Origin of the sequence: Escherichia sp. MOD1-EC6021 (assembly GCF_002965245.1) — a bacterium.
GTDB classification, from domain to species: domain Bacteria; phylum Pseudomonadota; class Gammaproteobacteria; order Enterobacterales; family Enterobacteriaceae; genus Escherichia; species Escherichia coli_F.
This window is the reverse complement of the sequence record NZ_PTRU01000036.1, coordinates 1-21,719: the sequence shown is the minus strand read 5'-3', so window position 1 is coordinate 21,719 and position 21,719 is coordinate 1. Positions and strand designations below refer to the sequence as shown.

Here is a 21,719-nt window from a genome sequence, read left to right as displayed (position 1 = left end):
CGCTTCCTCATATTCTTCCTGTGCCAGTCCTAAAGATAGTCCAGCCAGGCGGAAAATGAGGCAGCTTATAGCGCCAGAACCGCCGTATTCAGCGTTTCTATCGGTGCCGGGCGTGAAAGAAACCAGCCTTGTGCGGCGAATGCGGGCGAGTTCTGTACATCGCGCCACTCTTCCGGCGTTTCTACGCCCTCGACGATCACCCCGCGACAATAGCGATTCATGAGATGTAAAAGCTGAGAAAAGAGTGTGCGTCCTTCCGGCGACTGACGCAGCATCACAAACAGCTCTCGCGCGATTTTGATGTAGTCATAACGCACTTCACTTAGCGCAGAGAAATTTGCCATCCCGGTGCCAAAATCATCCAGCCACAGCGGGCCAAATTCACACATCGAGGCAAAGGTTGAATCTTTCGGCAGACGGATGTGTTCCACCAGTTCGAAACGCAGCCAGGGAAGATGCTCAATCTGGCGCAGGATTTTTGGTTGCTGACGCAGGGCGATGAGCGTAGGACCATCAATATTGACCGATGCCAGCAGGCCGTGCTCGACAAAGAAGTCGGCATTTTGCGCCAGCAAATCAATCTGCTCTTTCACAACCTCCATCCGATGGCTGACGGTGATTTCAGTAAAATAGCGATCCGGCGGCAGACGTTGTAAAGGGTTCGAGGGATGCGTGACCACCGTTAATAGCTCCACGGCCATTAACCGTCCGCAGGTTTGATAGATCGGCTGCCAGGTGTAAGCACGCTCACACTGCAACCAAAAACGCCGCTCCTGCAAGCTCTCGATGCTTGCTTCAGGGTTGCTTATTCGCTGGATAACCTGCCTTATCATCAAAGATGTCCTGTGTTTAAAAGTGATGCTGCCCGGACTCGACAAAGATTATCGGCGCGCAAGAGCAGAACTTTACCGCCTGACCGGGTTAAATTTCCCCACTCCACTACGGAATCTTTCAGGAATACGTTCTGGCTCAAAAAAATAATGGAACACTGTTTTAATATGGTTGACCAGCAAACCACCACAGCGCAAACTAACGCTAATTTTTTACAGATCAGGTTCACGACTATGTCCAAAAAGATTGCCGTGATTGGCGAATGCATGATTGAGCTTTCCGAGAAAGGCGCGGACGTTAAGCGCGGTTTCGGCGGCGATACCCTGAACACTTCCGTCTATATCGCCCGTCAGGTCGATCCTGCGGCATTAACCGTTCATTACGTGACGGCGCTGGGAACGGACAGTTTTAGTCAGCAGATGCTGGACGCCTGGCAAGGCGAGAACGTTGATACTTCCCTGACCCAGCGGATGGAAAATCGTCTGCCGGGTCTTTACTACATTGAAACCGACAGCACTGGCGAACGTACGTTCTACTACTGGCGTAACGAAGCCGCCGCCAAATTTTGGCTGGAGAGTGAGCAATCCGCAGCGATTTGTGCAGAGCTGGCGAATTTTGATTATCTCTACCTGAGCGGGATTAGCCTGGCAATCTTAAGCCCGACCAGCCGCGAAAAGCTGCTTTCCCTGCTGCGCGAATGCCGCGCCAACGGCGGAAAAGTAATTTTCGACAATAACTACCGTCCGCGCTTGTGGGCCAGCAAAGAAGAGACACAGCAGATGTACCAGCAAATGCTGGAATGCACGGATATCGCCTTCCTGACGCTGGACGACGAAGACGCGCTGTGGGGTCAACAACCGGTGGAAGACGTCATTGCGCGCACCCATAACGCGGGCGTGAAAGAAGTGGTGGTGAAACGCGGGGCGGATTCTTGCCTGGTGTCCATTGCTGGCGAAGGGTTAGTGGATGTCCCGGCGGTGAAACTGCCGAAAGAAAAAGTGATCGATACCACCGCAGCTGGCGACTCTTTCAGTGCTGGTTATCTGGCGGTACGTTTGACGGGCGGCAGTGCGGAAAATGCGGCGAAACGCGGGCACCTGACCGCAAGTACCGTTATTCAGTATCGCGGCGCGATTATCCCGCGTGAAGCGATGCCTGCGTAAAAGCAGCATATGCAAAAGGCTGGATAAAGTGTTACCCCTCTATCCAGCTCATCCATAAATACCTGATGGTTGTGCTAACTCATCACCATCAGGCATTACTGTGCGGGTGGAATATCCGTCACTTCAGGATGTACGTCATCCGTGGCAACTGAGGTTGTGGCAGCAGTAGTAGATGGGGCCATGATTTGATCCCAGGCCGCCTGCAACGCTTTCATGTTAAATTCTGGCTCGCCTTTCGGCTGCAGAAGAATTAACGCCATATCGTTCGACAACTGCTGACGCAGATCCTGATTTAACATCTCCACCGTCAGGCTGTTAAGGAAGTCCTGGCGCAGTTTCTGATATTGCTCCGGCGCGATATCAACGACCTGATTTTGCAACGAACGCATCCGCTGACCCATCAAAATATCGGTATCAGCTCGCGCATAGGCGGCAAACAGTTTCTGCAGCTCCAGTTTCTTTTGCGCCACTAACGCATTGAACTCTTCTTCCGGCAGACCTTTATCGCGAACCTTTGCCAGCTCACGCGCTACCAAATTAAGGTTGCTGTTCAGCTTGTCGTTTGGTGATTCGATGTTGATGGCACACTGCGCACGCAGATACAGCACACGGCAGTCAAATCCAAGACCGATGTCTTTGCTGTTACTGGTGCTTAACGCTTGCTGAACGTGCCAGAACAGCGCCTCACGGGCCAGGTCCGCACGCCAGTAGCGCAGCAGTGCGGCTGATTCACGAATTGGCTGCCACGGCGTATCCCACATGATAGATAACCGGTCCTGACGTACCGCATCGGTCATAATACTCACCGCTTCAGGACGCAGCGGAGAAAGCGTCGGCACCGGAGCCGGTGTTTCACGTTTGCCTTTCAGTTCGCCAAACGTTTTGTTGATTTGGTCGACAACCGAGCGCGCATCCACGTTTCCCACCACCAGCAGCGTCATTGCATCCGGGGTGTACCATTTCTGATAGAAATCTTTAATCTTTTCCGCTTCAACGGGTTGTTTCAGCGGATCGGCAGGATCGTGACCTAACAAGGTTGATCCTTTCAGACGATAGCGCCACCAGCCCTCTTTAGTATCGGCAGGCCAGGTTGCCACCATGTCCTGACTTTGCAGCGCGTGGTTGATGGTTTCTGGCGTGATAGTCAGTTTGCCAGTGGCATTTGCCAGATAAGAGAGCGCTTCTTTCAGCAAGTCGTTACGGTTATTGGGCAAACTCAGATTAAACAGCGTGGTGTCATAAGAGACAATTACCGGCGGCATCGGGCGTTTAGGGTCGATCCCCTGCTGCCACAATGAACGCGCCTGTGCTGCTTCAAGGCCACCGCTTTGCGTTAACGCAATACGAGGGATGGCGTGACTGTAACCGCTCTGTTGTGTACTTTCGGCGAGCGAACCGGTATTAACCAGCAGGCGAATTTCAACGCGATCGCTGGGACGCTGGGGCGTGGTCAGCACTTGCCACTGTAAACCGTTGGAAAGCGTCCCCTGTTGCCATGCTGGATCAGGCTGGAGCGCATCTGCCTGCACATAGCCAGCAGTGGCCATCATCAGCAAACCGCCCGCTAAAAGTCGAATTTTTGTGCCCTGCATGTGAACCCCTGATCAACTATCCTGGTAATAAAAAACTGCCCGTTGTCGGTCAGTCTAAATGACGTTAAAAACACTTCGTGTTAGACCGCAAGAACATGAAAATGTCACGGAAGAAGTGAAATAAACCTGAACTCACCCAGGTGGTAAGTTCAGGCACAGGGGTCAATTATGCGCAAACACCCGCATTCGGGGAAGGGAGTGCGGGCATAAGTGGTGAGATTAAGAGGATAATTCGTGCGTTTTGCCATCCGGCGCACGATTATTCAGCACATCGTCCAGTTTTTTGTGGTCCAGTTCTTTCACCCACTTAGCAACAACAATGGTCGCTACGCCGTTACCGACCAGGTTAGTCAGCGCACGAGCTTCTGACATAAAGCGGTCGATACCAAGAATTAGCGCCAGACCCGCTACCGGCAAATGGCCCACCGCAGAGAGCGTCGCTGCCAGCACGATAAAGCCACTACCCGTTACCCCTGCAGCCCCTTTAGAAGAAAGCAGCAACACGATTAACAGCGTGATTTGGTGGACGATATCCATCTGACTGTTAGTGGCCTGGGCGATAAACACCGCCGCCATTGTCAGGTATATCGATGTGCCATCAAGGTTAAACGAGTAGCCTGTCGGGATGACCAGCCCCACCACCGATTTGCGGCAGCCGAGTTTCTCCATCTTGTCGAGCATACGCGGCAGCGCCGACTCGGAAGATGAAGTCCCCAGTACAATCAGCAGTTCTTCACGGATGTAGCGGATAAATTTGAAGATACTGAAACCAGTCGCTTTAGCGATTGAACCCAGTACCAGCACCACAAACAGGATACAGGTGATGTAGAAGCAGATAATCAGCTGCCCCAGTTGCACCAGTGTGCCGACGCCGTATTTACCGATAGTAAACGCCATTGCCCCGAACGCACCAATAGGTGCCAGACGCATGATCATATTGATGATGCCGAAAATGACCTGCGAGAAACTTTCGATAACGTTAAAAATCAGTTGGCCTTTGCTGCCCAGACGGTGGAGCGCAAAACCAAACAGTACGGCAAACAGCAGCACCTGCAGAATGTTACCGCTGGCAAATGCGCCAATGACGCTCGCCGGGATGACATCCATAATGAAGGCGACAATGCCCTGGTCTTTCGCCTGATCGGCGTAAACCGCTACCACTTTCGCATCAAGCGTTGCCGGATCGACGTTCATTCCGGCACCAGGCTGCACGACGTTAACGATGATAAGACCAATAATCAGTGCGATGGTGCTGACAATTTCAAAGTAAAGCAGTGCGACTGCGCCGGTACGACCGACCGCCTTCATGCTTTCCATGCCCGCAATGCCCGTTACGACGGTACAAAAGATGACAGGAGCGATGATCATCTTAATGAGCTTAACGAACCCGTCGCCAAGCGGTTTCATTTGCTCGCCTATTTCAGGGTAGAAATGGCCAAGGAGAATACCAATGGCTATCGCTGTCAGGACCTGAAAGTAAAGGCTTTTAAACAGAGAGGTTTTCATAGGGTGTCCTTTAGTAAACCACAGGTCTTGTAAGGTTATGGGGTACCTGCGGCCTTAAAATAACACCCAGACAACATCACAGAAATGTACCTGGATCATAATTGAAACAAAAAGGTTAAAAAGTTTGAGCTGGCTCGCACAAACCAGCACTTTTTAAAGTTTTGTAATCAGTTTGGGGTAGCTACTTTTCTTCCAGGTAACTCTCTTCGAAGATTTCAATAGGGAGTGGGCGAGCAAAAAGGAAGCCCTGGGCAATACCAACGCCCGCTTTTGCCAGCCAGTCGCGTTGTGCTTCAGTCTCCACGCCTTCGGCAATCATTTGTAAGTTCAGGCTTTGCGCCAACATGATAATTGCAGCAATCATGCTGCTATCTTCCGGCAAGCCTTCAACAAACATTTTGTCGATTTTTAACACGTCGATTGGCAACGATTTCATATGCTGCAGCTGACGCAGCCCTGCGTAGCCCATGCCGAAATCATCCAGCGCCACCCGAACGCCGGCATTACGCAACGGGCGGAGGATTGCCACCGCTGCATGAGGGTCGTCAATACGTCGGCTTTCTGTCACTTCCAGAATCAGCGTTCCCGGCTGAATGCGATAGCGGGTTAACAGCTCCAGCATATCCGCCACCATATTCGGGTGCATCAGTTGCAGCGCCGAGAGGTTTACCGACAAGGGCAGCATAATGCCGCGCTCTTGCCAGGCAGCAAGCAGTCGACAGGACTCTTCCAGCACCCAGTGACCGACGGTAACCATCAGCCCACAGCACTCAATGCGATCGATTAAGCCATCCGGCAGATCCCAACTGCCATCCGGTTGCTGGATACGCAGTAACACTTCCGCACTGACCAGTTTACCGCTGGTCATCTCGACCTGTGGCTGTAACCAAATCGCAAACTGATGATTTTCCAGTGCATTAAGGATATCGCTCTCTTCCGTCAACCGCTGTTGGGCGGCTTCCATCTGCTGCGGATCAAAGAACTGAATCTGATTCTTACCTTTATGGCGAGCGGTAAATGCCGCAGAAATAGCGCGACTGTAAAGCTGTTCGGCGGTGAGATCGCCGTAGAACATCGCCACGCCAATGCTACAGTGCGGACGGAGTTGAATACGTTCAATCGGCAGGCGCTCGCTCATGATAGTGAGCACTTGCTGACCTAAAGTGATTGCGTGCCACGGTTCCTGTACACCATTGGCAATGACAGCAAAGTCATAACCACTAATCTGCGCGAGGATCATACGTGGCGACAGTACCGATTTGAGTTTTTCCACCAGCGTCAGCAGCAGAATTTCTCGTTGCGCCTCTTTCAGCACGCCCGCAGTATCACGCAGGGTTTCACAGGTGATGATCATCAGCGCGGTGGTTTGTTTACGCGCGACAACCTGCTCCAGCATCTCCATCAGCAAGGCTTTGTTCGGCAAATCCGACACCGGGAAGCGCATCGCATTTTCGTTCTGTTCTTCATAATGGCGCTGCAGCAATTGCTGGTTGAGGTTGTAACTGCGCACCAACATACCGATTTCATCATCCTGATGCAGACGCGGTAATGCCAGTTGGTGACCAACAAGTTCCTGGGCTGGGATGGCGTTAAGTTCACGAGCAATATTGCGTAACGGATGCAAAATCAGGCGGTTAATGCACCAGCTAATCGCCACCGTCAATATTAACGACAAAAGTAAGTAAATGGTCACTAACGTTGAGAGGGTGCTCATCACGAACTTATACATGCGGAAGGAATCCGCCTGTAGCACCAGATAGGCAATTGGCTGCGGGTTTGCCGGACGTTCCAGCGAGTAAACGCCCAGCGAGATTTGCACCGGTAGCTCAAACATGCGAGTAACCATTACCGGCACCGGACGCTCTGGAATAAAACTTTTACGCAGCGCCTGGAACTGGTTAGGCAGCACCACATCGGCACGGCTGACCACGCCTGCCGGTTTAATGCTGGCAAGAATAGCTTCCGCTTCGGGAATATCACCTTTCAAAATGGCAGAAGATAAGGGTTCGCGGACAGAGCGAGCAATGCTTTCCAGTTGCGTAGCCGTGTTATAGCGATTCTGCTGGACCAGATGGAACAGCAAAACGGTGCAAAAAATAAAAACGAACACCAGGACAACGGCTGCCACCATTGCCATCTGCTTGATTGTTAACGAGCGACTTACGCGCAAATTGTCTCCCCCCGGAAATCCCAGATTGCCGCCCGAGTATACCCGATCGCAGCGGCATTAAGAGAGGCGCTATCTGAAAACTTACCAGTCGGCGTAAGGTATCAGCGGCTGCGGCGGTAAATCCATGTCACCCTGCCATCCGGCGGCGGAATAACGTACGTAGAGCAGGAAATGGCTGGGCGCGTAATCCTTCGCTTGCTGGATATCAATTGCCGTACCGACAAACCAGTTAGAAGTAACACGTCGTTCAAGTAATGCCCGCGCCGTATAGCCAAAGCCCTGGCTGCTGCCGCCATCGTTGGATTGCCGCGCAGCTTCTTCCTGCCAGTCAGTGGGGATCAGATTCATCAGCGGATACCGCGGCATGGTTTTGGTGCGCGAATGCGACCACGAACCAGACGCCCCCAGCTCCCACGACCAGTTTTCTGTCCGTTCACGCCACATCACCGGAATGGCAAACGACAGGTATTCCTGCGGGCTGTAGTAACCGCCCTGACCGAGTGAGTAGCCACTCAGGTCTTTGTCGTAATGCCAGATCATGTTGTTCAGGCCGATTGTCACGCGGCGATTGTTCTGGTTGATGACCTTATAGTAATAGCCCGTCATCCAGCGCACGCGCCAGTTATCTTCAACATTTTTACCGGTTAACTGGTCGCCGCTAAGCGATGCCCAGACGCCGTTTGCTTCACCTTTATCGTAGCTCAGGCTTAGCCCCACGCCGTCGGCACGCACGCCACCCCATTTTTTCCCGGTATTGCTCGGGGAGTCTTTTTGCCCGCCAAAGGCCAGCAAAGAACTGGAAATGGGCCGACGATGGGCGTTAACGGTGTAACCCAGCGGCCCGATATCATCACTGTAACTGATGCCGCCGACCACATCCACCACGTTGAAGCCCATCGGCGTGGTGCCGATATCCCAGCTCCAGACGTCATTTCGCCAGCCGACCGCCACGCTGGCACCGGAATCCGACTGGCTGCGGTTGCCGCTACAGTCCTGTAATGTACAGGTGCCCCAGTTGTCATCCCATTTGCCATCGGCATTAGTGGAGAAACTGCCGACGTTCATATTGACGAAATCACTGCGAAAGAACATCCGCCCGTCAGAATACGGCGCATCCACCTGCAACATGGTAGTGTGCGCTTTCAGATCGGAGTAACCACCGGTGCCGCTCGACCCCCAGTAATCGTGCTCGAGGGTGACGTTAAGATCCTGCTGGCGATAGAGGTCCGCTGCATCGCTGCGCACGCCGCGTTTCAGCCAGTCATCTTTCTCGTCGTTACGGGTCAGCCGGGTAAAGGTGTCGTTATCCTGCGGACGCGTCGTGGTCACACCGGATGCGACCATCGCGTCTTTGTAGGTTTCCAGCGCCTGCTTTGGATCGCCCGCCTGCGCTTCAAACTTCGCACCGTCGCGCAGTACCATCGCGCTTTCCATCGACGGTGGCTGAGATTTTGCCTGCGGGATCAGCTTGTTAAACGTCTGCTGCGCCGCTGCGGTATCGCCAAGCTGCGCCTGCGCCAGCGCCACGCGCCGCTGTGTGTTCAGAGAGGCGTTATCGGTAGCAGGCAGTTTCGCCAGCTGGCTACGTGCCGCCGCTTTGTCACCGGCAGCAATATCCACTTCCGTCAGACCAAGAATGGCATCGGCGTTAGTTGGCTCCCGCGTCAGGACATTCTGATATGCAGTGCGGGCGGCGGTGTAATCACGTCGTTGTTGCGCCCAGTCAGCCAGCGTCAGATCAATACGCGAGGAAGGCGGTTGCTGGCGCAGCATCGCTTCCGCTTCTGCCTCTTTGCCGTTTTCTCGCAGGCGATTAGCGGTTTCCAGCACCTGGTCGCTTTGCAGCCGATTAACCAGCTCCTGAATATTGCTGTTCCACTGCGCGCGCGGCAGGCTGTTGATATGCGCCAGTGCCGCTCTGTCCTGGTCGTGACCTGAGAGGTACAGCCCGTAAGCGTAAACCTGCTCCGGGTCGTTCGGCTTCTGCTGCGCGAGATTGCGCATTAACGTATCGGCCTGGCTGCGTTGTCCGGCCTGCCAGAGATCCTGCGAAAGTCGGTAAGTAATCCATACACTGCCGGGGTCCAGTGCCAGTCGTTGCCGCTGAAGTGCTGCTGCCTGCGCCCATTTGCCCTGGTTTTCCAGTGCCTCTGCCTGCTGTGCCAGACGATCGTTTTGCAGGCTACGTTCGATATCATCAATGCTGCGCCGCTGGCTGGCAGAGAGCGAGGCGATAAACGCTTCTGCTTTTTCTGGCGATTGCTGGCGGTAAATATTCGCCAGCCCGCGCACGGCGTTAGTGTTGCCGCTGTCCATACGCAAGGTCTGCTGATAATAACGTTCGGCGGCGGAATAATCTTTTCGCGCCATCGCCACATCGCCCAGCCCCAACACCGCATAGCTGTCGGTGTTATCGACACTGCGCGCCTGCTGGAACAGGCGTTCTGCCCGGTCAGGATTATTGGCTTTCAGCGCGGCATCACCCTGCTGGATCGCCAGCCAGTAGCGGTTTACTTTCAGCAGACTGTTCCATTTGTCGTTGTTGCTGCTGTGCGGGTCCAGTGCGAGGGCTTTTTCCAGATTCGCCACCGCATTGGCGCGATCGCCTTTCTGAGAATACGCCTGGCCCAGCGCCCCCAGAGCCTCACTGTCTTTCGGGTTCGCCCGCACTGCCTGTTGTAGTTCGGGAATGGCTTTACCCGCCATGCCAGAGTCCACTGCCGCTAAACCTTGCGCACGAGCGCGGAAAGCAGGGTCGGCCAGCTGTTTTTGCTGTTCTGCCAGTTGCGATTGCGCAGCAGCTACGCTGTCGCCATCGCTAAAGATAGAGAGATATTTTTTCAGCGCCTGCACACTGGCATCGCTGACGGGCATGTCTTTAATCTGCCCGTACCAGATTTTAGAGGCTCCCTCACGCCCGGCGTTCGATTTCGCCATCTGCTCCAGTACAGCAAAACCTTCATCACGCCGATCGCTACTAAACAGCAATAGCGCCAGATTGTTTTGCAGGCCCGTATTGCCCGGCGTATCCGCATTAATGCGTTTTAGCTGATTAATCGCTTCGCCACGGCGAGCAGGAATTTTCGCCACCGTACTCCAGTACTCGACGGCAATGTCACCTTCCGGCGGCGCACCGTTGAACAGCTTGTTGTAACTCGCCACAGCTTCTTCTGCATGACCGGTAGTCGCCTGCAATCTTGCCTGTTGCAGTGCCTGACGACCATCCGGCGTAGAAAGTAACATTGTGGTCCGCGACGATTTATACGCATTTGAACTCGGCGCTAACTGCGACAGCCGATCGAGCTGTTTTTGCGCGCCATCAATATCGCCCTGACGTAACAGAGAACGGAAACGGGCGGCAACGACGTCCGGGTTATTCGGATCAATAAGTTCCAGCCGATACAACGACTGTTGCACCAGATCTTCACGATGGGTCGCTTCGCCTAACCGAACTTGCTCCAGCAACTGTTGCTGAGCGGTTGGTGCTGCCTCGACCATCGGCATGACGGCCAGACCGAGGGAAAGCGTGAATATGTTTAGTGTGAATTTGCGCATTCCTGGCCCCAGTCAGGTAATAACTCACCTTTTGTCGAGAAGCGGAAACGGTGTTGATCCCAGCCTTGTCCAAACAGGGTCAGCACATAGTTGTAATAGGCATCGCTGCCGGGAAAGTTATCGGCCACGCGCTGGCGCTGAACGGCCTGTGCATCGCGGTTTTGTAAAAAGGGCAGCATGGCGGCAGAAAAACCGACCGGTCCTTTACCCTGCGCTTTCCCCGTAGCCACATCGACTTTTTCCGGCGGATAGCCGTTTTTCTCGGTGAATGTCGCCATCGGTTTAAACCGGTTGAGCATCCGCGCTTTTTGCGGATCGCTGTCAGGCATCATGCCTACCCACATGTAAACACGGATAGCGTCGTAGCTGCTGATCAATGTTTTTTCGGCTTTTAGCTGCCAGCCTTTGTCTTTCTCATAGCGCACCCAGTCTGGTGAAAAGCCTTTTGGGGCGGTTTCCAGCAATAAACGTTGATTGGTTTCGCGCAGCGTAGTCCACGGCGCGCCAAAGCGGGTGAAATACTGCGCCAGCGTCGGCGGCAGGTAGCTGGGGTTAAAACGCCAGCTGTTATCCTCAGCAAATCCCACTTTGCCCGGCAACAACATGGAACCCAGCCCAGGCACCGTCACTACTTCCTCCCGCGCAATACGTTTTAACAACGCGCTGCCGATATCCGTATAACGCTGCTCTTTCCACAACCGCCCCGCCTCCAGCAACGACCAGGCCATCCAGACATCACCATCAGAGGCCGAATTGCTGTCCAGCACTTCCCACTTACTGTTCTCTTTCTTGCCCCACAGCCAGGCGGGCAAATGTTCTTTTAAAGAACCCTGAGCGAGATTGTTCTGCGTCCAGTCGAGAATATTATCGAAAGCTGCACGGTCGTTAGCCGCCAGGGCAAAGAACATGCCGTAACTTTGCCCTTCGGAGGTGGTGATTTTGCGCGCGTCGCTGGGGTCGATGACGCGCCCTTCCTGACTGATGTAATCCTTTTTGAACTGCTCCCAGGCAGGCCAGTTGCAGGCTGCCTGAACACTAAAGGCAGCCAGCAGCAGCATCGTCACGAGTCCACTACGCAACACATTCATCTTCAATTACTCGTTATCCGGGTTAAGACGACGACGGCTGATAATACGCAGCAAACGCCACAGTACCCAGGCCAGCAGCACGACGCTGATTGCCGCCAGCACCGCCAGCAGAATCGGATGGTTTGCCAGCGCATACCATAAGCGTTCGAACCACGGCAGATGGCCAACGTAATAAACGTCGCCAACACGCAGGCTATTGATACCGGACTCGCGGATCACCGCGACCGAGCCGAACATGGTGGCGCGTTTGCCGCTATCGTTCACCGCATCGTTAAGCATTTCATAACCGCGTGGGCTATCTGCCAGCAGCGCAATCACGCTACGCTGGTCGTTATACGGCGACTGGAAGCCAATCACCGCTGCCATCGCACCGGAAGAGGTCAGCGTTGATTGAGTTTCTGCCGCGCGATCGCTCTCGTCCGGCACAATGCCGGGGAACGGGGTCTGGCGCATCGGCGTTTTCACCCAGCTTTCGGTCGCCTGCACCAACAGGTCGATCTGCTTGTCGTCTTTCAGTTTGTCCGGGATACCACCGATGATCATGATGTCGGCATCTTTGCCCTGAATGGTGCTGCCATCATCGGTCACCGTCAGGTTAATCGCCGGGAAGCCCGTCTGCGCACCGATAAAGCCAACAGTATTCAGCAAGGTTTCCATCTGTGCTTCGTTTGGCGTTTTCGGCATCACGGTGATGGTTTGCGACAGATCCGCCATCCGGCTGAACGGGAAGCCCGCGTTAGCAAAGGCGCGCAGATCCGGCATCGGGATGAAGTGGTAATACTTCGAGAAGTCGATGGTGGAGTCGTCACCAATCACCACATGATTCTGCACCGGCTGGAAGGTAATACAGTTATCCACCGAACCGCCCGGCATCGGGTTCATATACTCAAAGTCGAACCGCAACTGGTTGGTCGCGCCCAGTTTCAGCGCCGGAATAGAGACATCCGTTTTGCCATCCAGCAAACCTTGTAATACCGGAATACGCAGCAGCAGGCGGTTCGCCTCCTGTTTACTGCTCAGGTTGAAGGATTGCAGGAACTGGTTATTCAGGCTGATATCCATCCGCGAACTGTCTTTCACCGGCGGCATGGTGTAGCGATAGTTGATATCCATATCAATGCCGGTACTGCGCATCAGGTAGAGATCCGGCGGCAGGTTTAGCGAAACGTTAATCGCTGCTGGCTCAAGACCGCTGGATTGTAACTGTTCTTCATAGGTTTTCAGTTCACCAAAGGTGACCGGACGATCGGTACGCACCCAGTTCGGCGCATCGTACGGCTTACGCGGTAGCAGCGGTTTCACTTCATTCACTACCACGCTTTCACCACGGAACAGAATGTTACCCTGAGCGATACCTTTCGCTGCCTGCAACAGGTCTTTGTCGTCACGACCAAAGACCACCAGCAGTTTGACGTAAGGATTCTGTGGATGGTTGATCATCTCAATCACCGGGGCTTTTACCGCCGGATGATCGCGCAGGAAGTCCGGGCGTTTGTCATTAGTGGCAAAAACGATGGCATTGCGATCCGGCAGTTGGTTATAGAGCACCGGGAAGTTCTGCCCACGCCAGCCAGAACGCGAACCAAACCACGAGGCGACAATGGCAGATGCTTGTTGCTGCCCAACATCCGGCGCACCCGCAAAGACCATCGGCAAGGTGTTGGTGCGGTTATCACGCGGGTCAAAGAATGGTACCGGGAAGTGTGACAGATCATTCTTCACATTCAGGGTCTGATAGGTCAGATCCAGTCCACTGCTCCGCCCAACATCCAGCCAAAGCGTGGTGCTGGCCGGGTTTTCGCACACGTCCTGATAATGACCGACAAACTCCAGCCGCACACGGTTGAAGTCGGTAATAAACAGTGGGTTAATTGGCATTTGTGCCAGCGTTTTTTTACCCAACTGTTCTTTGGTCACTGGCAGCACGCCCATCAGTTCATCATTGAGATAAACCTTTAACTGCGACTGGACAGGCAGTAACGATGGCGATGGCGTGTATTCGAGGTTGAGCATCGCCTTCGTCACCACTTCATCGCTGCGCATACCAAACTCAATGCTGCCGTTCGGGTTAATGCCACGTAGCACCATGCTGCCCGGCGGTGGCGCAATTTGCGCAAAGTTCAGCTTCACATCACGCGAAGGACCGTTCTGCGCCACGATGGGGGCATCAGCGCCCTGCACGCCCGGCATCACTTGCCCCACCTGCGGATTTTGTTCCGTCTGGGCGGCTACAGCTGGCTCAGCATTGATCAGTGGTTGCGTTGCTGGCGTCGCCTGCGTCATGAAAGAGGGGAACGCACTCATCCCCATAGCCACTGCACAAATCCAGAATAGTTTTCTTTTCATCGCGTTATCATCATTGTTGAGCCAAAGCCTGATCCGATGGTTGTGCCGTTTCGCTCCGCTCCGGGCGGCGCGGAATAAACGATACAACCCAGGAAACCAGAGAAGTCAGCACACGGAATATGCCCTTCACCGAAGAAGGCGCAAACTCCGCCAGATGGCGGTAGCCACGGAAGCCGAGCTTCAGAATATCCAGCAGACTTTCCAGCGGCTTATCTTCCGGATAGCTGTCCTGCCAGAGCGCCCATGTATCCGCACGGGCAAACGTACACTGCACAAAATCGATATGTTGCTGGGTGGTGAGCGGCATTAATTTCAGCCCAACTTCATTACCCATCACGCGCGCCACCTGGGCCGGGAAGACGTATTCCTGCTGACCACGTTTAAGCAACAGATTCACTTTCTGCCCTTCCAGAATCTGCGCCAGACCGTTGATCTTGATCCCCAAACCACCGTCGGAGAAATCCTGAACGGTACACGAGAAGAGGTGACCATCTTCGCGGGCAATTGCCGCGGGCATCGTCATCTCCACGCGGTGCGATCGGCGAACCTGTTTGCTTTCTACCGATACCGCTACCGCACCACCGAGAATAATCAGGTTGTAGAACACCCACACCATACTGACGATGACAGTGAGCATCTCGGTTGGCGGGCCGTAGAAGTAACGCCAGATACCGACCGCAATACCGACCAGGTTGAGCAATACCAGGAAAATGTAGGGGCGTGAGATCACCCAGTCGACGTACTCTTCTTCCACCAGTCCACCTTTGGCGGTGACGTTAAATTTGCCTTTGTGCGGGTTAATCAGCGCCACCAGCGTCGGTGGTGCGATATACCACGCCAGCACCGTTTCGTAGATTTCACTCCAGAAAGAGTGGCGATATTTGCCCTGGATCTTCGAGTTGGTCAGGCTGGCATGAATCATATGCGGCAGCACGAACAGGGCGATCATCAACGCTGGCGCATAGATGATGTAGGCATGCAGCAGCAGGAACGCCAGCGGCGCAGTCAGGAAGATCAGTCTTGGAATGCCCGACAAGAAATGGAACATGGCGTTGACGTAGCACAGCCGCTGAGCAAACTTCAGCCCTTTACCGGTGAGCGGGTTATCGAGACGGAAGATTTGCACCATCCCGCGCGCCCAGCGAATACGCTGACCGATATGCGCCGACAGACTTTCGGTCGCCAGCCCCGCCGCCTGCGGAATACGCATATATGCAGAGGTGTAGCCACGACGGTGCAAACGCAGAGAAGTATGCGCATCTTCGGTTACCGTTTCGACAGCAATGCCGCCAATCTCATCCAGCGGCTTACGGCGAATCACCGCACATGAACCGCAGAAGAAGGTGGCGTCCCACATATCGTTGCCATCCTGCACCAGACCATAGAACAGCGTGCCTTCGTTAGGTGTTTTACGGAAACGTCCCAGGTTGCGTTCAAACGGGTCCGGTGAGAAGAAGTGGTGCGGCGTCTGCATCATCGCCAGTTGTTTTTCTTTCAGGAACCAGCCCATGGTCATTTGCAGGAACGATCGCGTTGGTACGTGGTCGCAGTCGAAAATCGACACGAACTCGCCTTTGGCATATTTCAGCGCATTGTTGATGTTGCCTGCTTTCGCATGTTCATGAGTGGTACGGGCGATATATTTCACCCCCACGTTTTGTGCAAACTGGCGAAACTCTTCCCTGCCGCCGTCATCGAGGATCCAGATGTTCAGCTTGTCTTTCGGCCAGTCGATACCCAGCGAGGCGTAAATCGTATTTTTCACCACGTTGAGATCTTCGTTGTAAGTCGGGACAAAGATATCCACCGACGGCCACAGCGACATATCTTTCGGCAATGGCACCGGCTGACGATTCAGCGGCCATACCACCTGGAAGTAGCCGAGCACCAGCACAATCCACGCGTACGTTTCGGCGAACAGCAGAATAAGCCCGCACACCAGACTGACCGGATCGTCCCAGTTCAGCGTAGAGGTGTAGCGCCACCAGATATAACGGCAAGAAACGGTCAGCGACAGCACAATCAACATTAGCGCCGAGAAGCGCCCCGGCATCCGCCGTACGATCAGCGCTACACCCCACAGCAGCATCAGGAAGATAAACTGCGCCAGCGGGTTAAACGGCTGGGTAACGCAGATTAACGCCAGAATCAGCGAGAAGGTGACGATGATACCGAGGATCAACCGCCGCGCCCCGGCGCTCAAATGGCCGAGTTCTTTTTTCTCATCGAGATGCTGTGTTTTATGGCTAACGCGCTCAGGCAGCTCGTTCATCCATTGATGGTAACGTCCACGAATATTCTGCAGACCTGAAAATGTCCGCCTGCGCGGTTTCGGCGTTTCTTTGCGCGATGTACCGATCAGTAACCAGCATGTTTGAATGAGATAACGGACCGGGTCCAGCGGACGCGGACGCGAGGCGTTGATATGCGGATACAGGTTTTTATGTTCTGCGCGAATACGCTGCCAGCGCGGGTGCTCCAGCGGAATAAAAATCCAGGCCAGGATCAACCAAAAACAGCCGAGCGTCGCGCTGAAAGCCGACGCGCCGTGACGACGATAATCGCGATAACGCCCGATAAGCCGCGCGTTGACCGGCGGGATAAGCAACCACCGGGTCAGGATACTCATGATGCACTCCCGACTGGCGTTTTCAGCCCGGAATAGTTCAACAGGCACCAGTTAGCCAGCGTCAGTATCTCTTCAGCCGCCAGCGCATCACTGCGGTATTCACCGACTGGTTGCTTAGCCGCCAGGCATTGAGCCATCGCTTCATCACGATGAATGAGCATTGGCAGTAATCGGCGCTGGCTTTGCAACCAAAGCTGGTAAATATCGTCCTGAACCTGACTGCCGATACGGAAGTCATTAATCAAAATATGCGCGCCATCCGGCAGCGCCTGCTGATGCAGCCGGATATGGCAGTTAGCATCGACGTTGACGATTGCCAGCGAGTGATCGCACAAACTCAGCAGCTGGTGGGTTATCTGCGAGGCATCACGCGGTAAGTCGATTAAAATCCACTGGTAACGCCCGCTGGCTTTTAGTTGCTGTAAGCCGGAGCAAATATCGCTCAGCCGGGTTTGCCAGTGCTGTGGATTTTCTTGTTCTTCAATGGATAACTGACCAAAAGGCAGCAAATCGAGTTGCGAGGTATAGCGCAACCCGGCGTCACGCCAGTCCTGACCGTCCAGCATGGCTCTGGCCCAGCCCTGACGGTGGGTAAAATCAACGTTAAATGACAGGCGCAACAAGTTGTCCGGGCAGGCATCGACCACCAGGACATCTTCTCCCAACATTTGTAATGACCAGGCTAATGCGGCAGTGATGGTTGTTGTTCCCACGCCTCCCCGCACCCCCTGCAATCCCAGTACGGCCATTCACCAATCCCCTACTTTTGTTGCGCAAACTCTGCCAGCAACGGCCAGCGTTTTAATGCCGCGGCCAACTGTTCGCGTTGGGAAATATCGGCATAATCAATATCAGGCAGTGAAAACGCCTGCTTTAACGCCAAAATATCATTCTGGAAGATATAGCCTATCGCGGGATCAGGCAGAGTATCTGGTTCATTGTTATTCATTTGCTTGATCCCTATGAAATAACCGTACCGTTCATGAGACAATTCTAACCGTGAGCATTTCGCCGGTTTATTGTTTACGGCGAGACGGGAATTTGCTCACTTTTTGACTTTCCGTTACGCAACAAAAAAAGTTAAAAACGAAAAGGCTAAAATCACACGTCTTGTGACCTGCTAAATTGATTCACATGCTAAATCTGATAAGTTTTAATTTCAATGGTAGGTTTATTTCTTAGCTTTCGCTAGTAAACTGATAATCAGACAAAATGGTGACATGAGGGACATTGTGGACCCTGTATTCTCTATCGGTATCTCATCATTATGGGATGAGCTGCGACATATGCCAGCAGGCGGCGTCTGGTGGTTTAACGTCGATCGCCATGAAGATGCTATCAGTCTGGCGAATCAAACAATTGCATCCCAGGCTGAAACCGCACACGTCGCGGTCATTAGCATGGACAGCGATCCGGCGAAAATCTTTCAATTAGATGATTCTCAAGGGCCGGAAAAAATAAAATTATTTTCAATGCTAAATCATGAAAAAGGTCTATACTATTTGGCCCGTGATTTGCAGTGTTCTATTGATCCCAATAATTACCTTTTTATTCTTGTTTGCGCAAATAACGCATGGCAAAACATTCCTGCCGAGCGGCTTCGCTCATGGTTGGATAAAATGAATAAATGGAGCAGGTTAAACCATTGTTCGCTTTTGGTAATTAATCCCGGAAATAATAACGATAAACAATTTTCATTGTTGCTTGAGGAATACCGTTCACTTTTTGGTCTTGCCAGTTTGCGTTTTCAGGGCGACCAACATTTGCTGGATATTGCCTTCTGGTGCAACGAAAAAGGGGTCAGCGCCCGTCAGCAGCTTAGCGTTCAGCAACAAAAAGGTATCTGGACATTAGTTCAAAGCGAAGAGGCGGAGATCCAACCACGCAGCGACGAAAAACGCATTCTGAGTAATGTTGCTGTACTGGAAGGTGCGCCGCCGCTATCGGAACACTGGCAACTGTTCAACAATAACGAAGTTCTGTTCAATGAAGCCCGTACCGCTCAGGCGGCGACGGTGGTCTTTTCTTTACAGCAAAATGCGCAAATCGAGCCACTGGCCCGCAGCATTCATACTCTGCGTCGCCAGCGCGGTAGTGCGATGAAAATCCTCGTACGGGAAAATACCGCAAGCCTGCGCGCCACCGATGAACGTTTGTTATTGGCCTGCGGTGCAAATATGGTTATCCCGTGGAATGCGCCACTCTCCCGCTGTCTGACGATGATCGAAAGCGTGCAAGGGCAGAAGTTTAGTCGCTATGTGCCGGAAGATATCACTACCTTGCTGTCAATGACCCAGCCGCTCAAACTACGTGGTTTCCAGAAGTGGGATGTGTTCTGTAATGCCGTTAACAACATGATGAATAACCCTCTCTTGCCTGCACATGGTAAAGGCGTTCTGGTTGCCCTACGTCCGGTACCGGGTATCCGCGTTGAGCAAGCCCTGACGCTGTGTCGCCCTAACCGTACCGGCGATATCATGACCATTGGCGGTAATCGGCTGGTGCTGTTTCTCTCATTCTGTCGGATTAACGATCTGGATACCGCGTTGAATCATATTTTCCCATTGCCGACTGGCGACATTTTCTCAAACCGTATGGTCTGGTTTGAAGATGATCAAATCAGTGCCGAGCTGGTGCAGATGCGCCTGCTTGCTCCAGAACAATGGGGCATGCCGCTGCCTTTAACGCAAAGTTCTAAACCGGTCATCAATGCCGAGCACGATGGTCGCCACTGGCGAAGAATACCAGAACCAATGCGACTGTTAGATGATACTGTGGAGCGCTCATCATGATGACCATCAGCGATATCATTGAAATTATTGTCGTTTGCGCACTGATATTTTTCCCGCTGGGCTATCTGGCGCGGCACTCTTTGCGACGCATTCGCGACACCTTACGTTTGTTCTTTGCTAAACCTCGTTATGTTAAACCGGCCGGGACGTTACGCCGCACGGAAAAAGCCAGGGCAACCAAAAAATGACTCAATTTACGCAAAATACCGCCATGCCTTCTTCCCTCTGGCAATACTGGCGCGGCCTTTCCGGCTGGAACTTCTATTTTCTGGTTAAGTTCGGCCTGTTGTGGGCGGGATATCTTAACTTCCATCCGCTCCTCAATCTGGTGTTTGCCGCGTTTCTGCTGATGCCCATTCCGCGCTACAGCCTGCATCGCTTACGCCACTGGATTGCCCTGCCGATCGGCTTTGCTTTGTTCTGGCATGACACCTGGTTGCCGGGCCCGGAAAGCATAATGAGCCAGGGTTCGCAGGTGGCGGGGTTCAGTACCGATTATTTAATCGACCTTGTCACACGCTTTATTAACTGGCAGATGATTGGGGCCATTTTTGTTTTATTAGTGGCCTGGTTATTCCTGTCACAATGGATTCGCATTACCGTTTTTGTGGTTGCCATTCTGCTATGGCTGAACGTACTTACCCTGGCGGGACCAAGTTTCTCCTTGTGGCCTGCCGGTCAACCGACGACCACTGTAACAACGACGGGTGGTAACGCAGCGGCAACCGTTGCGGCGACGGGTGGCGCACCGGTAGTGGGTGATATGCCCGCACAAACTGCACCGCCAACAACGGCGAACCTTAACGCCTGGTTGAATAATTTCTATAACGCGGAGGCGAAACGTAAATCGACCTTCCCGTCTTCGCTGCCCGCTGATGCTCAGCCATTTGAACTACTGGTGATTAATATCTGTTCGCTTTCCTGGTCGGATATTGAAGCCGCCGGGTTGATGTCGCATCCGCTGTGGTCGCATTTCGATATTGAGTTCAAGAACTTTAACTCCGCCACCTCCTACAGTGGCCCGGCGGCGATCCGTTTACTGCGCGCCAGCTGCGGGCAGACTTCGCACACTAATCTGTATCAACCGGCAAATAACGACTGCTATCTGTTTGATAACCTGTCGAAACTGGGCTTTACCCAGCACCTGATGATGGGACATAACGGCCAGTTCGGCGGTTTTTTGAAAGAAGTTCGCGAAAATGGCGGCATGCAGACCGAATTGATGGATCAAACAAATCTGCCGGTTATTTTGCTGGGCTTTGATGGTTCGCCGGTTTATGACGATACCGCCGTGCTTAACCGCTGGCTGGACGTTACCGAAAAAGATAAAAACAGCCGTAGTGCCACGTTCTACAACACGCTTCCACTGCATGACGGCAACCATTATCCGGGCGTCAGCAAAACAGCGGATTACAAAGCGCGAGCGCAGAAATTCTTTGATGAGCTGGACGCCTTCTTTACTGAACTGGAGAAATCGGGTCGTAAAGTGATGGTGGTAGTGGTGCCGGAACACGGTGGCGCGCTGAAGGGCGACAGAATGCAGGTATCTGGCCTACGTGATATCCCTAGCCCGTCTATCACAGACGTCCCCGTTGGGGTGAAATTCTTCGGCATGAAGGCACCACATCAGGGGGCACCGATTGTCATCGACCAACCGAGCAGCTTCCTGGCTATCTCCGATCTGGTGGTTCGCGTTCTTGATGGTAAGATTTTCACCGAAGACAATGTTGACTGGAAAAAACTCACCAGTGGGTTGCCACAAACAGCACCGGTCTCCGAGAACTCAAATGCAGTGGTTATTCAATACCAGGATAAACCGTACGTTCGCCTGAACGGCGGCGACTGGGTGCCTTACCCGCAATAAGAACGAAAAAGGCCGCAGAGTTTCACCCCTGCGGCCTGATCCGGGCGCAAATTGCCATTACGGCAGCCTGACGCCCGCATGACACGTTACTTCCGCTTATTCAGCGAGTTCACGATCAGACTGGCAAGAATGCCAGCAATGACCGGAGCCGCTAAATCATGCCAGAAGGCCATGCCCAGTTCT

Annotated in this window: 15 protein-coding genes; 4 read left to right on the top strand and 11 right to left on the bottom strand. The window is 53.3% G+C overall.

Annotated features, from left to right (window positions below):
• Window positions 1–65 precede the first annotated feature (65 nt).
• Window positions 66–833, bottom strand: a complete 768-nt coding sequence (gene pdeH / locus BEB54_RS24365) for a cyclic-guanylate-specific phosphodiesterase (RefSeq protein ID WP_105277798.1) — start codon at window positions 831–833, stop codon at window positions 66–68.
• 231 nt (window positions 834–1,064) lie between these two features.
• Between pdeH and kdgK the strand changes: the two genes are divergently transcribed.
• The gene (gene kdgK, locus BEB54_RS24355) at window positions 1,065–1,994 is read left to right on the top strand and encodes a 2-dehydro-3-deoxygluconokinase (RefSeq protein ID WP_105277797.1); all 930 of its coding nucleotides are present in this window, start codon (window positions 1,065–1,067) and stop codon (window positions 1,992–1,994) included.
• Window positions 1,995–2,089: 95 nt separating this feature from the next.
• On the opposite strand, the gene BEB54_RS24350 is transcribed toward kdgK, so the two are convergent.
• The 9 genes from BEB54_RS24350 to bcsR all read right to left on the bottom strand — a co-directional run bounded on the left by BEB54_RS24350 (window position 2,090) and on the right by bcsR (window position 17,829).
• On the bottom strand, window positions 2,090–3,586 hold the full coding sequence (locus BEB54_RS24350; protein ID WP_001163161.1) for a M16 family metallopeptidase: 1,497 nt from the start codon (window positions 3,584–3,586) through the stop codon (window positions 2,090–2,092).
• Window positions 3,587–3,805: 219 nt separating this feature from the next.
• Window positions 3,806–5,092, bottom strand: coding sequence for a C4-dicarboxylate transporter DctC (dctA, locus tag BEB54_RS24340; protein ID WP_105282306.1), 1,287 nt, complete (start codon window positions 5,090–5,092; stop codon window positions 3,806–3,808).
• Window positions 5,093–5,273: 181 nt separating this feature from the next.
• Window positions 5,274–7,262 carry a biofilm formation regulator HmsP gene (gene hmsP, locus BEB54_RS24330; RefSeq protein ID WP_001266333.1) on the bottom strand — a complete coding sequence of 663 codons (1,989 nt, stop codon included), beginning with the start codon at window positions 7,260–7,262 and terminating at the stop codon, window positions 5,274–5,276.
• A gap of 81 nt (window positions 7,263–7,343) precedes the next feature.
• Window positions 7,344–10,817: a cellulose synthase complex outer membrane protein BcsC gene (bcsC, locus tag BEB54_RS24325; protein ID WP_105277796.1), complete on the bottom strand. Its 3,474-nt coding sequence runs from the start codon at window positions 10,815–10,817 to the stop codon at window positions 7,344–7,346.
• Window positions 10,799–11,905, bottom strand: coding sequence for a cellulose synthase complex periplasmic endoglucanase BcsZ (gene bcsZ, locus BEB54_RS24320; protein WP_001353587.1), 1,107 nt, complete (start codon window positions 11,903–11,905; stop codon window positions 10,799–10,801). Before bcsZ ends, bcsC begins: the two co-directional genes overlap by 19 nt.
• Before the next feature lie 6 nt (window positions 11,906–11,911).
• Entirely contained in the window at window positions 11,912–14,251 is a 2,340-nt protein-coding gene (gene bcsB / locus BEB54_RS24315; protein ID WP_105277795.1) for a cellulose biosynthesis cyclic di-GMP-binding regulatory protein BcsB, read from the bottom strand.
• Between the two features lie 10 nt (window positions 14,252–14,261).
• Window positions 14,262–16,880, bottom strand: a complete 2,619-nt coding sequence (gene bcsA / locus BEB54_RS24310) for a UDP-forming cellulose synthase catalytic subunit (protein ID WP_105282305.1) — start codon at window positions 16,878–16,880, stop codon at window positions 14,262–14,264.
• Window positions 16,877–17,629, bottom strand: a complete 753-nt coding sequence (bcsQ, locus tag BEB54_RS24305) for a cellulose biosynthesis protein BcsQ (RefSeq protein ID WP_032185391.1) — start codon at window positions 17,627–17,629, stop codon at window positions 16,877–16,879. Before bcsQ ends, bcsA begins: the two co-directional genes overlap by 4 nt.
• Window positions 17,630–17,640: 11 nt before the next feature.
• On the bottom strand, window positions 17,641–17,829 hold the full coding sequence (gene bcsR, locus BEB54_RS24300) for a cellulose biosynthesis protein BcsR (protein ID WP_001063314.1): 189 nt from the start codon (window positions 17,827–17,829) through the stop codon (window positions 17,641–17,643).
• Window positions 17,830–18,100: 271 nt separating this feature from the next.
• Between bcsR and bcsE the strand changes: the two genes are divergently transcribed.
• Genes bcsE through bcsG form a run of 3 tightly spaced genes read left to right on the top strand, consistent with a single transcriptional unit; the run spans window position 18,101 to window position 21,536 of the window.
• Entirely contained in the window at window positions 18,101–19,672 is a 1,572-nt protein-coding gene (gene bcsE / locus BEB54_RS24295; RefSeq protein ID WP_105277794.1) for a cellulose biosynthesis c-di-GMP-binding protein BcsE, read from the top strand.
• Complete coding sequence (gene bcsF, locus BEB54_RS24290) at window positions 19,669–19,860, top strand: cellulose biosynthesis protein BcsF (protein ID WP_000988308.1); 192 nt, start codon at window positions 19,669–19,671, stop codon at window positions 19,858–19,860. Before bcsE ends, bcsF begins: the two co-directional genes overlap by 4 nt.
• Window positions 19,857–21,536, top strand: coding sequence for a cellulose biosynthesis protein BcsG (bcsG, locus tag BEB54_RS24285; protein WP_000191596.1), 1,680 nt, complete (start codon window positions 19,857–19,859; stop codon window positions 21,534–21,536). The genes bcsF and bcsG overlap by 4 nt, the downstream gene beginning before the upstream one ends.
• A gap of 86 nt (window positions 21,537–21,622) precedes the next feature.
• Here bcsG and BEB54_RS24280 read toward each other — a convergent pair.
• A partial coding sequence (locus BEB54_RS24280) for a type I toxin-antitoxin system toxin Ldr family protein (protein WP_059339248.1) occupies window positions 21,623–21,719 on the bottom strand: 97 nt, incomplete at its 5' end.

What these genes read in the sequence shown, in the direction of transcription:
- bcsF (WP_000988308.1), top strand. Translation starts at nt 19,669, where the DNA reads ATGATGACCATCAGCGATATCATTGAAATTATTGTCGTTTGCGCACTG.
- bcsR (WP_001063314.1), bottom strand. Translation starts at nt 17,829, where the DNA reads ATGAATAACAATGAACCAGATACTCTGCCTGATCCCGCGATAGGCTAT.
- bcsZ (WP_001353587.1), bottom strand. Translation starts at nt 11,905, where the DNA reads ATGAATGTGTTGCGTAGTGGACTCGTGACGATGCTGCTGCTGGCTGCC.
- bcsE (WP_105277794.1), top strand. Translation starts at nt 18,101, where the DNA reads ATGAGGGACATTGTGGACCCTGTATTCTCTATCGGTATCTCATCATTA.
- dctA (WP_105282306.1), bottom strand. Translation starts at nt 5,092, where the DNA reads ATGAAAACCTCTCTGTTTAAAAGCCTTTACTTTCAGGTCCTGACAGCG.
- kdgK (WP_105277797.1), top strand. Translation starts at nt 1,065, where the DNA reads ATGTCCAAAAAGATTGCCGTGATTGGCGAATGCATGATTGAGCTTTCC.
- BEB54_RS24350 (WP_001163161.1), bottom strand. Translation starts at nt 3,586, where the DNA reads ATGCAGGGCACAAAAATTCGACTTTTAGCGGGCGGTTTGCTGATGATG.
- bcsA (WP_105282305.1), bottom strand. Translation starts at nt 16,880, where the DNA reads ATGAGTATCCTGACCCGGTGGTTGCTTATCCCGCCGGTCAACGCGCGG.
- bcsB (WP_105277795.1), bottom strand. Translation starts at nt 14,251, where the DNA reads ATGAAAAGAAAACTATTCTGGATTTGTGCAGTGGCTATGGGGATGAGT.
- bcsC (WP_105277796.1), bottom strand. Translation starts at nt 10,817, where the DNA reads ATGCGCAAATTCACACTAAACATATTCACGCTTTCCCTCGGTCTGGCC.
- bcsQ (WP_032185391.1), bottom strand. Translation starts at nt 17,629, where the DNA reads ATGGCCGTACTGGGATTGCAGGGGGTGCGGGGAGGCGTGGGAACAACA.
- pdeH (WP_105277798.1), bottom strand. Translation starts at nt 833, where the DNA reads ATGATAAGGCAGGTTATCCAGCGAATAAGCAACCCTGAAGCAAGCATC.
- bcsG (WP_000191596.1), top strand. Translation starts at nt 19,857, where the DNA reads ATGACTCAATTTACGCAAAATACCGCCATGCCTTCTTCCCTCTGGCAA.